This window comes from Alteromonas sp. McT4-15, from assembly GCF_020515205.1.
Classification (GTDB): domain Bacteria; phylum Pseudomonadota; class Gammaproteobacteria; order Enterobacterales; family Alteromonadaceae; genus Alteromonas.
Genome location: NZ_JAJALG010000001.1, coordinates 310,080 through 323,016, shown reverse-complemented (window position 1 = coordinate 323,016; position 12,937 = coordinate 310,080). Strand labels below are relative to the sequence as shown.

General features: G+C 45.5%; 9 protein-coding genes. 4 read left to right on the top strand and 5 right to left on the bottom strand.

Translation table 11 applies throughout. The annotated features are described in order from the left end of the window. From LHL20_RS01390 to LHL20_RS01370, 5 genes are all read right to left on the bottom strand, one after another. Window positions 1-1,257 (bottom strand): sulfite oxidase, encoded by a 1,257-nt coding sequence (locus LHL20_RS01390; RefSeq protein WP_413228872.1) that lies wholly within the window; start codon window positions 1,255-1,257, stop codon window positions 1-3. A gap of 115 nt (window positions 1,258-1,372) precedes the next feature. Next, entirely contained in the window at window positions 1,373-2,377 is a 1,005-nt protein-coding gene (locus LHL20_RS01385; protein ID WP_226431954.1) for a YeiH family protein, read from the bottom strand. Between the two features lie 5 nt (window positions 2,378-2,382). Further along, complete coding sequence (locus LHL20_RS01380; protein ID WP_226431953.1) at window positions 2,383-3,390, bottom strand: TauD/TfdA family dioxygenase; 1,008 nt, start codon at window positions 3,388-3,390, stop codon at window positions 2,383-2,385. Between the two features lie 9 nt (window positions 3,391-3,399). After that, entirely contained in the window at window positions 3,400-4,353 is a 954-nt protein-coding gene (locus LHL20_RS01375) for an aldo/keto reductase (protein WP_226431952.1), read from the bottom strand. 291 nt (window positions 4,354-4,644) lie between these two features. Beyond that, window positions 4,645-5,394 (bottom strand): GntR family transcriptional regulator, encoded by a 750-nt coding sequence (locus tag LHL20_RS01370; protein ID WP_202262772.1) that lies wholly within the window; start codon window positions 5,392-5,394, stop codon window positions 4,645-4,647. 100 nt (window positions 5,395-5,494) lie between these two features. On the opposite strand from LHL20_RS01370, the gene LHL20_RS01365 reads away from it, so the two are divergent. From LHL20_RS01365 to LHL20_RS01350, 4 genes are all read left to right on the top strand, one after another. After that, window positions 5,495-6,262, top strand: a complete 768-nt coding sequence (locus LHL20_RS01365) for a sulfite exporter TauE/SafE family protein (protein WP_226431951.1) — start codon at window positions 5,495-5,497, stop codon at window positions 6,260-6,262. A gap of 127 nt (window positions 6,263-6,389) precedes the next feature. Then, entirely contained in the window at window positions 6,390-8,456 is a 2,067-nt protein-coding gene (locus tag LHL20_RS01360) for a glycoside hydrolase family 31 protein (RefSeq protein ID WP_226431950.1), read from the top strand. 20 nt (window positions 8,457-8,476) lie between these two features. Next, window positions 8,477-10,207, top strand: coding sequence for a solute:sodium symporter family transporter (locus LHL20_RS01355; protein ID WP_226431949.1), 1,731 nt, complete (start codon window positions 8,477-8,479; stop codon window positions 10,205-10,207). Between the two features lie 305 nt (window positions 10,208-10,512). Next, window positions 10,513-12,933: a TonB-dependent receptor gene (locus LHL20_RS01350; RefSeq protein WP_226431948.1), complete on the top strand. Its 2,421-nt coding sequence runs from the start codon at window positions 10,513-10,515 to the stop codon at window positions 12,931-12,933. Window positions 12,934-12,937: the final 4 nt, after the last annotated feature.

The following is a 12,937-nucleotide window of genomic DNA, read 5'->3' as shown; positions in this document are numbered from 1 at the left end:
CTACACCACTTTAAGTGCTATACGGTGACATGCATTGTTCAGATAGCCTTTAGGGTTCCATCCCGGTAACACCATGGGTTGCGATTTGCCTTGCTTATCTACAGCTTTCGCCCACACCTCGTAGTACCCTTGCTGAGGGAAGCGAAGCTTAGCATCAAAGTGTTGCCATGCGTGTTTATTTACCGGAGCGGTTAAGGTAGTGGCTTGCCACGTTTGCCCAAAGTCGATAGACACGTATACGTTATCTACCGCACTCTCACCACACCATGCATGCCCTCTTAGTTTCAGTGGCTCAGACACGTTGTGGGTACTTCCTGATTGAGGGAAAGTGATGAGCGATTTGACCGGCATCGCTTCAATAATACACATGTCTTCGTCGGCAACAGACGTACCCGGCGCTACAGGCTTGCACGGGACGCGGTAGGCTTTACCGAGCATTTTTGCGCCGTCATGAACTTTATTGCGCACGACTATTTTTTTAAGCCACTTTCCAGAAGTTGAAGCGGGCCAGCCGCCAAACACCAATCGCAGCGGGTAGCCGTTCATCAGCGGTAAGGGCTCACCATTCATTTCCCACGCTATTAGCGACTCATCTTCCATGGCTTTATGGATAGGTACACCTCGCGATATTGCTGCTTTCCCTGGTGTACGACTCAAGTGCTGATCGTCTCCGTAATAGCCAATGTACACTGCATCTTCTTTTACACCGACAGCCTGTAGAACGTCTTTCAAACGAACTCCTGTCCATCGAGGACACCCTACCGCTCCCGTTGTCCACTGATTACCTGTTGCAGCGGGAGAAAATTCTGCACGACCATTGCCTCCACACTCTAATGTAAGTTGATAGGTGTAATGCGTAAATTCGGCTTTTAACTCGTCAAGGGTGAAGGTTCGCGACTGCTTTGCAGATTCCCCTTCGATTGTAAGTGACCATGAATTGGCATTGGGGTTTTGTGGCACTATGCCGTTGTTGCGCACGAAAAAGTGTTTTGCAGGCGTAACCGCATCATCAAGTAAATGCGCGGGCGTTTCTGCATTGACAGGTCGGTCATTGAGTACAACTAATCCTTCCTTACCTTCAATCGTAAATGGCGAGTCACTTTGGGCAAACGCAGCGGGAATAAGACCTGCTGGCATAAAGCGTCCGTATACCACTTCGGCCCCAAGTAAAATAGATAACCCTTTTAGTCCCGAGAGAAATCCTCTACGTGTTAACGTATCACTTGTTCTGCCAAAAACAGCTTTGTCAGCTTCTATAGGATTTTCAGCATAAAGCTCATGAAGACCGCGCTTTTTCACCACTCACACCTCTTAACCAAACACCACAATGACAGTGTGGTAAACACCACGCTTATTGTGGGCGCCAAAACGCCTAAATTAGAAACAAATAACCCAGAATGAGTAACGCTATCCAAAGCGTTTCTGTGATAATCATAACGATGGGTAACACGCCAACTTCGGCCAGCTTTCCTAAATTAGATTTCATGCCAATGGCCGTTATCGATACCACCAAAAAAAAGCGAGAGACCTGTGTACCGGTTTCAACCACCACAGTGGGCAAGGACACAAAACTGTTCAACAGCATCAATAAGATAAAGCCAACAAGAAACATTGGCATTTTGGGAATATCCCCTTCACCCGCTTTGGCATCTGCTCTATAAAAGCGTTTGATCACCAACATCATGATAAGTACCACTGGCATCAGCATCGCGACGCGAACTAACTTTGTCAGAGTCGCCATATTACCAGCACTATCTGACACTGAATAACCCGCGCCGACTACTTGGGCGACATCGTGAATAGTGCCCCCAAGAAATATACCGGCTTCGGTATCGTTCATGCCTAATTGAGCTGATAAAATAGGGTACACAATCATGGCAATTGTGGACATGGCAGTCACACCAATAACCGTCAGTAAGGTATCTCGCTCGTGATTTTTGCCTTTAGGAAGAATAGTGGAAATCGCCAGCGCCGCAGAAGCGCCACAAATGGCAACAGAGCCACCCGTTAATGCCCCGAAGCGTTTTTGTAAGCCTAACGACTTTGCAAGAAAAACACCCAAAACAATCGTTGTAAATATTGCAAAAGCAAGCATTAAGGCAGTTTGCCAGCCGAGTATTGCAAGATCGCCAAGCGCTATCCGCAGCCCCAGTAGAACAACACCTGCTCGCAACAATGTGCTGGCGGTAAAATCAATGCCACACGAACACGGCGTATCATTCTGATAAAGAAACGACACTGCCATACCTAGCAGTAGCGCAAATAACATAGCCGGCGCATTGTAATGCTCACTAAGAAAGAGTGCTGCCATTCCAGTAATGGTTGCAATACCCAACCCCGGCCAAACATTTTTACACTTAACGGCTAAGTCATTCATTTCAATTATCGCTCTGAGGCTACCAATGCCACAAGAACTACGCGCTTTCTTTCGCCCGAATAGGGACGTCGACCATGCATTGCGCGATAGTTATCAACAATGGCTACATCACCGTCTTGCCACTCTAGGTCAAAGGTAAAATCTTCTGCCAATTCAGACACCCGTTCTAAGCCGTCTTTTGGAATAGCACTGCCATCACCAAATGTAATGGCTGACGAGGGATTTTCTCGAACACCTTTCCACCCCATGTAGGCAGCAATTAGCTGATTGTAGAAAACCTCAGCACCATCATCTAACTCGATAACGGCAGGTAAGACCGGTGTTACCGCTCTCAAGCTTCCATCTTCAAGCCACTGCCAGCTGTAGCCTAACTCTTGTAGCTTCGCTTCTGCTTCTTCAAGTGTCTCAACGCTTAGCGTGCTTTTCCAACTTCTACCTTGGCCAGAATTAGCGTCATTCGCAGCCGGCATTGTTGTGGTGTATTTCAACCCTTTTTCTTTGAAATCGCTAGCAAGTGATGGGTTCTCTGCCTTTAGGGCTTCAAACAATTTGTCCGAACGACAAAGAGGCGTAGCACCGCCTTGCTCTGCGGCAGACTGACAAAAGAAGAACAGCTTGCTGGGCGAAATGGGAGTTTGCGCCATTTCGTGATGCAAGAAAATCTCTACATCTTTGGGCGCTTCATTGGCGGTAAAAACACGTTCGGTAAAATTGATGCGCACCGCGTTAGATAAAGACTCTTGATAAGTGAAATTTGGGTAGCCAAACCCTGCAGAAAAAACGTCAAAGGCCTCAGCGGAGTCAATAGGGAAGCCGCGAAACAGAAGTGCCCCAGCCTTGGCAAGCTTGCCTTCTAGCTCAGTTTGATTGGCGTTTACAAATGCCACTGTATCGGCCACTGTTTTGCAATGCCCGTTATTTACCACGATTTGAGGAAACACATCATCATTGTAATGATGCTGAGTGGCGACATTTGCATACTCAACACTTGAGGTCTGGTTGACGTTTTTCATGTTTTACTCCTAGTCGTAAATAGGGTGGAAGCGATTGAAAGCAGCTTCGCAGAAGTGACCTGGGTCATTAAATCTGCGGTTAACGTTCAATCCAGAAATTGCCTGCATTTCATCATCGCTAAGGGTGAAATCGAACAATGCAAGATTCTCTTTCATACGTTCAACTTTCGACGTTTTAGGAATGATGGCATTGCCGCGTTGAATTCCCCAACGCAACACAATCTGCGCTGGTGTTTTACCGTGGGCTTTTGCCGCTGCTTTTACGACACTCTGCTCTAACACAGACTCGGTTTGATCAGCCATTTCTAATTCCAAATACGATAAAGCGCCAAGTGGTGAGAACGCTGTTACAGCAAGGCCATAATCTTTGGCTAAGCGAATTAACCTTTCTTGAGTTAGGTAAGGGTGTGATTCAATTTGTAGCATAGCGGGCTTGATACGCGCGTAGGCCATAAGATCATGGATGAGGCCTGTATTGTAGTTACACACACCAATCTGCTTTACTTTACCTGCATCAGCTAATGATTCCATTGCTCCCCACGTCTGATAAAGCGGGACAGGGGCGAGTTCCATCTTAGGCTCGTCGGCCTCTGGGTCGGCAAACCACTCTGGCGGGTAGCGTGTCTCAATAGGGACAAATTTTTGCGCTATAGGAAAATGGATAAGATACAAATCAAGATAATCCAACTGCAAATCAGCCAGTGTTTTATCTAGCGCCAACTCCACATGCTCTGGCGCATGAAAAGTGTTCCATAGCTTTGACGTTATCCAAAGTTCATCTCGGGTACAAAGACCATCTTCGATGGCGCGCTTAATACCCTCACCCACCTCTTTCTCGTTGCCATAATCAGACGCACAATCTAAATGGCGATAGCCCGCCTTAATCGCTTCATAAGCAGTATCGGCACAAATTGCCTTATCTACTTTCCAAAAGCCAAAGCCTACCTCTGGTATTTTATCCATCGCGTATTCAACCTTAGTAATCTGTTGTTGAGATAAAGTAAGTTTATCACTACACTTTAGTCTTGTATAAGACATAAGTTATTATAGCGACCAAACATTGTCAACAAAGTGTTAACAAACTTATTGAGATACGACAAAAAACCGCAAGTGGAGCCTAGATAGCTACAACTTGTTGGGCGATAGAATGTGACTGAGAGTAGGTAGAAAGGAATAACTCGGCTAATCAATAGGATTTGACCAGCCGTTTATCAAAGACAAACACAGAATCATTTTGAAGAAATGATGAACGCGTTAATCCAACTCAACTTGATAGTGATAATGATCGGTGCGGCATTTACTCTCTCGATACTCGATAAGCTTACCGTCGATAGATTCGGTTACGCGCGTGACTAAAAGTAATGGTGCACCTTTTTCAACAGAAAGGCTTTTTGCATCACTCTTTGTTGCCAGCACAGCTTTGATACTGTCTCGCGTTTTAAATACGGTTTGGTTGTAATCAGTTTGGTAGAAGTGATAAAGCGTATGCGGAATATCTTCGCGCTTATCAATATCGGCGAATAACTTACTTGGTAGATAAATGGTTTCTAACATACAGAATTCATTATCTAAAATACGTCTTCGCTTAAGCTTTATCACTTTGTCTTTTGCTGAAATAGCCAGCGCTTCTTGCACTGCTTCAGTAGGCTCAATTTGTTCTTTACTGAGCAACTCTGCTTTTGGCAGGTCAGCACCTTTGCCATCAGCTTGCAGAGGAAAAAAGCGAAAGAGTGCATCTTGGGCGGTGTGCTCAGACACAAAGGTACCGACGCCTTGTCGACGGGTCACAATTTTTGTATCAGTGAGCAACGTAAGCGCCTTTCTCACCGTTCCCTGACTCACTTTAAATTCGTCGGCAAGTTTAAATTCACTGGGTAACATCTCGCCAGGTTGCCACCTACGCTCTACAATAAGTTGCTTTATATACTCGGCAACCTGTTGGTACAAAGGCTGGAAAGCAAGACTTGGACCGCCAAGCTTGTGGTCAAATTGAGATGTCGACATGAAACCGTAACCTAATGCTTATTATTCTGTTGTTATATCATACACAAGAGTTATAGCGCATTTTTGATTTAAATCACATACATCGTAGGAATTACACTGGATGCTACTGGAAACACTCGTGACCATGTTTGCCCTCTTAGGTCTCGCTACCGTACTACAAACGCTTAGCGGCTTTGGGTTTGGCTTGATGGTAGTATCTAGCTTTACGTTATTTAATATTATGCCGCTGACAGCCACCACGTTTTTAGTCAGTTTCTTGAGCCTATTTAACTCTGTATCGCTTGTGATTAAGAACACACAACAAGTGAACAAGCGTGCCTTCTCGATTATGCTGTTAAGTGGTGTGCCATTTATGGCAGTAGGCTATGCGCTATTGGAGTATCTCTCTAATAGCATGACAACCTGGCTAAACTTATTACTCGGTATTGCCATACTCAGCTGTTGTTTGTTGCTATTGATTAAAAGAACAAAAGCGCCCGCTTCTGGCCGAGATTCTGGTTTTGCGATAGCCGGCACTGTGGGCGGGCTTTTAGGCGGGTTGTTTTCGACATTTGGCCCTCCTGTTGTTTTCCAGTGCTATAGACAGAATTGGCCAATCAACGAAATTCGCTTTACGTTACTAGCGGTATTTAGTGTTACCGCACTTATTCGCCTAAGTATTGTTCTCTTTGGCACACTACCTACTTATGACGTTATTTTCGCCTGCGCTTGTTCCATCCCGGTCATCCTGATTTTTACCCGCGTTGGTCGATTACTTGCCGCTAAAGTAGAACCTAAAACCGTTCGCGCCATCGCCCTTGCCATGCTTGCTATTAGCGGCCTGACTTTGATCGTACAAAATGCCCCTACCTTACACCAATCTATATAGGCGATTATCTTTTCAGCAGCGCTCACTGGCTGCTAGTTTATTGTTATAAAATTCCAAATGCACATTGACACCAAAGTTACATTTCATTAACTTATGTCTTATATAAGACATGTAGAGTAGTGTACTAATGAGCAATGCCTTTAACACAGTAGAGCCAGACTGGAACAGCATAGAACCCGCGGATATTGTCCAGACACCTTATTTAGCAAGTGATGATATGCTTGTTGTACCTACTCAATATGGTCAACTTAAGCTATCAATCAGTCAGTTTGGTCTGCGTATTCAAAACACTGATGACGACCAACACGTCTACGGCATGCTCACTGGCAAGTGTGAAAATGAGACACTGGTATTTTCTGGCGATAAAGATCACTGCACATTACTCGGTGGTGACTATCGTCTCGAGTTGTTCGCTTCTCCGCTTCACTTTAAGCTCTACAAAAACGACGAACTCGTACAGCAAAGTGCGACTGATGGGCATTTTGTGCGACAACACCGCCTTCCCCCGTTTGCTAAAACTGATAATCAATGGATTGTGTGTCTTGAACTTGGCTATGATGAAGCGGTATACGGCCTTGGGGAAAAATGGGCTAAGCTGGACAAACGCGGCCAGCTCGTTCGGTCATACAATCATGATGCGCTCGGTGTGAATGCCGAAAAGTCTTATAAAAACACGCCATACGCGTGGAGTCCGCAAGGCTGGAATTTATTTATTCATACCCCTTCCCCTGTTACTCACGGTGTGGGTTACGCCCTATGGTCGCAGCGCGCTTATGTGTGCATTGTTGAAGATGCACTGTTAGATATGTTCCTTTACCACGAGGCGACACCAGCTAAAAGCATTCATACTTACAGCCAACTTACCGGCTTCGCTCCTACACCACCGACATGGAGTTTAGGCGTTATTCTCTCAAAAGCGTACTACAAAGACGCCGAAGAACTCTTGGCAGTTGCACGAGAAGTGCGCGAGAAAGAAATGCCTTGTGACGTAATCACCTTAGATGGCAGAGCGTGGCAGGATACTGATACGCGCTTCGCTTTTGAGTGGGACCCGAAACGTTACGCAGATCCAAAGCCCGTCATTGACGAGCTAAAAGCGCTAGGCTTCAAGATTTGTGTGTGGGAATACCCGATGATTTCGGTCAAAAACCCACTCTTTAAAAAAGCAGCAGACAACGGTTGGCTGATAAAAGATAAGCGAACGGGTGAAGCCTATCGCTATGAGTGGGATTTAAGCCCGTTTGGCGAAGTGCTTACTCCCCTTCCCGACTCAGGTATTCTGGACTTCACGCACCCAGAGGCCTACGAGTTTTGGCGAGAGTCACATAAGCCTTTGTTTGAGTTGGGTGTCGATATGATTAAAGCCGATTTTGGTGAGCAAATCGAAGATGACAACATGCTGTCATACAGTGGCGACTCAGGTAATCGCCTGCATAATGTTTATAGTAAGTTGTACAACCAATGCGTTTATGAGGCTGCTCAGAAGTATTGTAAAACCGGCCCCTTTCTTTTTAGTCGTTCAGCGTGGACAGGAAGTCAGCGCTATCCTTCACAATGGGGAGGCGATCCGCAAGCTGACTGGCACGGTCTCTCGGCGAGTATCCGAGGTAGTTTGTCTTGGGGCATGTCAGGCGGTCCTTTTTTTGCCACTGATATAGGCGGCTTTTATAAAGATACTCGCGATGCAGAGCTATATGTGCGCTGGACTCAAGCTTCTGTATTCAGTGCTCACATGCGTCTTCACGGCATAGGCCCTCGCGAACCCTGGTCGTATGGCGACGCTGCGTCAGCCGCTGTATTTGAAGCATTGAAACTGCGCTACCGATTAATCCCCTATTTACAAAAAACAGCCGAGCAAGCTTCAGTATCTGGCTTACCAGTGCAAAGAGCTATGGCGTTGGCATTTCCCGATGAACCGTTAGCGCATGCTTTCGAACAGCAATTTATGTGTGGCGATGACCTGTTGGTTGTACCCTGTGTCGTGCCCGGTGGCAAAATAAAATACTACTTACCCAAGGGCGAATGGGTGCGCCTTGGCACGAATGAGGTGTTAATCGGTGGCGATTATAAAGAAGCCGTACTGGCGCTAAATGAAATGGCAGTGTTTATACCCAAAGGTAAGCACATTACTTTTGGACCAGAGGTTCAACACACCGATATGGACATGTCTGACACCACTGTGTGGCCAGCGTAGTAGTTCACAAGGAATAGTTCATGGATATCACCCTCACCCTTTTATCATGCATCGCGTTTATGGCGCTCGTTGCTGTTATCTCTTACATGAAAACAAAAGGCGAGGTAAATACACAAGATGGGTATTTCCTTGCGGGGCGGGGGCTGACTGGTACCTTTATTGCCGGGTCCATGATTTTAACAAACCTTTCAGCCGAACAACTTATTGGTCTTAATGGCTCGGCGTTTGGCTACAACCTAAGCGCAATGGCATGGGAAGTCACCGCGGGCGTTTCAACCATTATTATGGCGCTTATCTTTCTACCTCGCTATTTAGCCGGTGCATTTTCAACGCTGCCAGAATTTTTACGCGATCGCTTTGACGATAGTGTGCGTCGAATGACAGTGGTACTGTTTATGGTTGGCTACTCGCTTGTCACCATTCCTTCTGTGCTTTACTCAGGCTCAATTGCGGTACTTCGCTTATTTGATGTGCCAGGGCTTTTCAACATAAGTTATGAAGCCAGTCTTATTTTCACAATTGTTGTAGTTGGCACTATTGGTGCGCTATACGCCATATTCGGCGGCCTTAAGGCAGTGGCAGTGTCTGACACCATTAACGGCATTGGCCTGCTTATCGTTGGATTACTTGTCCCTGTTTTAGGGCTTATTGCCTTGGGAGAAGGTAATTTCAGCGATGGTCTTGCAACCATTGCCACCACTGAAACGGAAAAGCTAAATGCCATAGGCAGCGCGGAAGACCCTGTGCCTTTTGGCACCATATTTACGGGTATGATTTTGGCTAACCTTTTTTATTGGGGAACAAATCAGTACGTTATCCAACGAACGCTGGGTGCCAAGAACCTTGTTGAGGGTCAAAAAGGCGTTCTATTTTCAGGTTATTTCAAAGTGCTAGTGCCCTTTATGATGATGCTTCCCGGTGTCATTGCCTACCATCTTTATCAAGACGACAACTTACAAACTATCGACTTGGCATACCCGCACTTAGTGAAAGATGTGCTTCCACAATACCTATCTGGTTTCTTTCTAGCGGTTTTATTGGGCGCGGTCTTCAGCTCATTTAATTCTCTGCTTAACAGCGCGGCAACTTTGTTTTGCTTAGATGTCTACAAGCCACTTAAGAAAGATAAGGTAAGTGATGAAAAACTTATCCGCGTAGCCAAGATAACAAGCTTAGTTATCGCCATTCTTTCGTTTATTACTGCGCCGCTATTGATGTTAGCACCCGAGGGCTTGTGGCAAATAATTCGAATATTCACCGGCTTTTATAATATTCCGGTTATCACCATTGTACTTGTTGGACTATTTACGAAACGGGTGCCAGCGCTAGCTGCCAAGGTCGCCATTGTGTTTCATGTAATCGCATATGGTCTATTGAAGTTTGTTTGGGACGTTGAGATAAACTTCATTCATATCTACGCCATTTTATTTGCAATTGAGTTGGCCATTATGCTGGTTATAGGCAACCTCTACCCTATGGCGACACCATGGCAATTTATCCCCAAAGCCGAAGTTAATATGACGCCGTGGCGATACGCTATTCCTTGCGCCATTGTACTTGTGAGCCTAATTGCCACACTCTACCTAATGTTTTCTCCCATCGGCTTTGTGGGAGGCTTAAGTAGTGCTTTCACTCCCATTTTATTAACACTTTGGGCCACTTGCTTTATTGCAGTGGGTGTAAGTCTGAAGTGGTGGAGAGTGAAGTATGAGAACGGCTTAAAGCGACTGACGAGCGCCACGTCGCAATAAGTCAAACGCGAGGCGTCTGCCTCGCTCCCCTTATCAATTTCTGCGCTGTATAGAAAAAACACAAAAAAATTAACATAGCGTTTGCAAATCACTTAACAATTGTTTAACTTAATCACTCTTATATAAGACATTAGATGCAAGATAACTCTTATACATAAGACCGTTTATTTAAAATGAAAATCGCGTAGCGCTGTACCCTACGCCGCGACAATAAAAACCAAGCACTTTTTACCTTCATACGTTCACGCCTTGCTTGATACCGAAGGATGAAAAGCGCGATAAGCGAAACACCCCTGGAGAACAACATGAAAACAAGAAGGTCGATTGTAAGCCGAGCGGTTACGCTCGCAATGACATCTGGATTACTCGTAAGTGCACATGGTTATGCGCAAGACGCAGAACAAACCGAAGCGCAAAACGATGAAAAATCATTTGAACAAATTGTCGTTACATCGCAAAAGCGCGTTCAGAGTATTAGTGATGTACCTGTTGCTGTTTCGGTATTGCGCGGTGATCAAATTGAATCGGCCTTCGCCAATAATGTAGAAAACTTGCAAGCACTTGTACCCTCAGTAAGCTTTAGAAAAGGAACAACTACCCGTAATTCAGCACTTACTGTTCGTGGTATTGGTACTATTTCATTTAGTATTGCCGCCGAGCCCAGTGTTGCTACCGTCGTGGATGGGGTTGTGTTAGGTCGTTCAGGCCAAGCATTTGCCGACCTATATGATGTGGATAGAATTGAAGTGCTACGTGGCCCGCAAGGAACGCTTTTTGGTAAAAACGCCTCTGCGGGCGTGGTTAACATTACCACAAAAGATCCTTCTCAAGAGCTGACTGGCAGCTTATCTACCGAGTTTTATCAAGACAATGAATATCGTTTAAAAGGTACCGTAAGTGGCGGCCTAACCGATGAGCTTTCAGCAAGCTTGACGTTATTCCAAGGTAAGTTCGATGGTTACATCGACAATGTATATAACAACGAAAAGGTTAATGGCTACGATCGCGAAGGTGCTCGCGCAGTCGTGCTATATGAGCCCGCAGACGACTTGACCGTTAAATTTATCGGTGAATTCTATAGTGCAGATGATGATTGCTGTGCTGATTTAGAAGGTCTCCCAAGTGGCAGAAACCCTGACTCTAAAGCTGCACCAAACAGCAATGGCATCGTTGATGGCGTTGCCGATATAGACCTTGACCAGCGTCGAATCGATCATGATTTTGAGTCTCGTACTATTGATGATCATTCAGCGTTCTCTGTACAGGTAGATAAAACGGTAGGTGACTACACGTACACATCAATTACTGCACAGCGTTCGTGGGAAAACACCGAATACCGAGAGGGTGACTTTACGTCTATCGCGGGCGATAGCAACGAACCTGTATTTGGCGTACCTTTTCAATTACACGATGTAGGCCCTCAAGAGTGGAGCCAGTTTTCTCAAGAGTTCCGCGTAGCATCTAATTTAGACGGTCCGTTTAATTTCTTGGCAGGCCTTTTCTACTGGAACATGGACTCTGAGCGTAACTTTACGCGTGATGCGAGCTGTCAAAATAACAACGGGCAACTTGATCAAGCCCTTACATTTTACGCAGAGAATAATTTATCAGGTGACGCACTAAGCACTGCACTTGGTGATTTAGACGCTTATGCCGCTTCACTAGGTGTAAGTTGTAATGCAAATGATATTGTCTCAGCAACGGCGTACATGAGTACAGAGTTTAATAACTGGGCACTTTATGGCGATGGCACCTATGACATTAGCGATGACATGCGTCTTATTTTCGGCTTGCGCTATACCGACGACGAAGTGTCTTACACCCATCGTCGTGTCAATAACGACGAATATGGTCGCCGTGGCGTAGGTGTGCGTCCGGCTACTGAAAATACTGACACTCAGGGCAGCGTAGATGAAACCAATCTATCAGGACGTATTGGTATTCAATATGATGTCGCCCAAGGGCAGATGATTTATGGTATGTACTCTCAGGGTTATAAAGGCCCTGGCTTCAACGTTTACTATAACTTCAACCCCGCAAATGATGGACGTCCTATCGGCGCAGAAGAGTCTGATGCATTTGAAATTGGGTACAAATACGCTAGCCGCAATGTACTATTTAACGTTGCATTATTTACCACTGACATTGAAGGTTTCCAAGCGAATAACTTCGATTGTTCAGACGGTGCCTGTATTACGCGTTTAACCAATGCCGGAAATGTTACTACACAAGGTATTGAAGTTGATTTCATGTGGAATGCTACGGAAAACCTAACCTTAATCGGTGGTGCAGCTTACACGAAGGCAGAAATCGACGAATTTAATTGCCCGGTAGAAGTAGACCCTGACGCATGTACTGACCGTTCAGGTCTGGATGTGCCGTTCTCACCTGATATGAAGTACTCCTTATCAGCAGAGTACTTTATGGAAACCTCACACGGTTTTGACGTGTATTACAACGCATCATACGTGTATACCGATGAGCAATATTCTGACCTGCCAGGTAATACCGGTAACTTCAACCCCGCATCGCTGTTGCCAGATTACAACATGCTTAATGCGAGCATAGGCTTGTCGTTCAAAGATGATGCGTTCCGTGTGTCATTGATAGCAAAGAACTTGTTGGATGACAGCTATGCAACTACGTATAGCGGTGACAATTTCCGTTACCAAATTCCACGTGATGCAGACCGTTATTTCGGTGTGGCGTTTAAAGCACAGTTCTAAATAT

Excerpts from the sequence above, each read along its gene's own strand:
- LHL20_RS01385 (WP_226431954.1), bottom strand. The coding sequence starts at position 2,377 with ATGAATGACTTAGCCGTTAAGTGTAAAAATGTTTGGCCGGGGTTGGGT.
- LHL20_RS01380 (WP_226431953.1), bottom strand. The coding sequence starts at position 3,390 with ATGAAAAACGTCAACCAGACCTCAAGTGTTGAGTATGCAAATGTCGCC.
- LHL20_RS01375 (WP_226431952.1), bottom strand. The coding sequence starts at position 4,353 with ATGGATAAAATACCAGAGGTAGGCTTTGGCTTTTGGAAAGTAGATAAG.
- LHL20_RS01370 (WP_202262772.1), bottom strand. The coding sequence starts at position 5,394 with ATGTCGACATCTCAATTTGACCACAAGCTTGGCGGTCCAAGTCTTGCT.
- LHL20_RS01365 (WP_226431951.1), top strand. The coding sequence starts at position 5,495 with ATGCTACTGGAAACACTCGTGACCATGTTTGCCCTCTTAGGTCTCGCT.
- LHL20_RS01360 (WP_226431950.1), top strand. The coding sequence starts at position 6,390 with ATGAGCAATGCCTTTAACACAGTAGAGCCAGACTGGAACAGCATAGAA.
- LHL20_RS01355 (WP_226431949.1), top strand. The coding sequence starts at position 8,477 with ATGGATATCACCCTCACCCTTTTATCATGCATCGCGTTTATGGCGCTC.
- LHL20_RS01350 (WP_226431948.1), top strand. The coding sequence starts at position 10,513 with ATGAAAACAAGAAGGTCGATTGTAAGCCGAGCGGTTACGCTCGCAATG.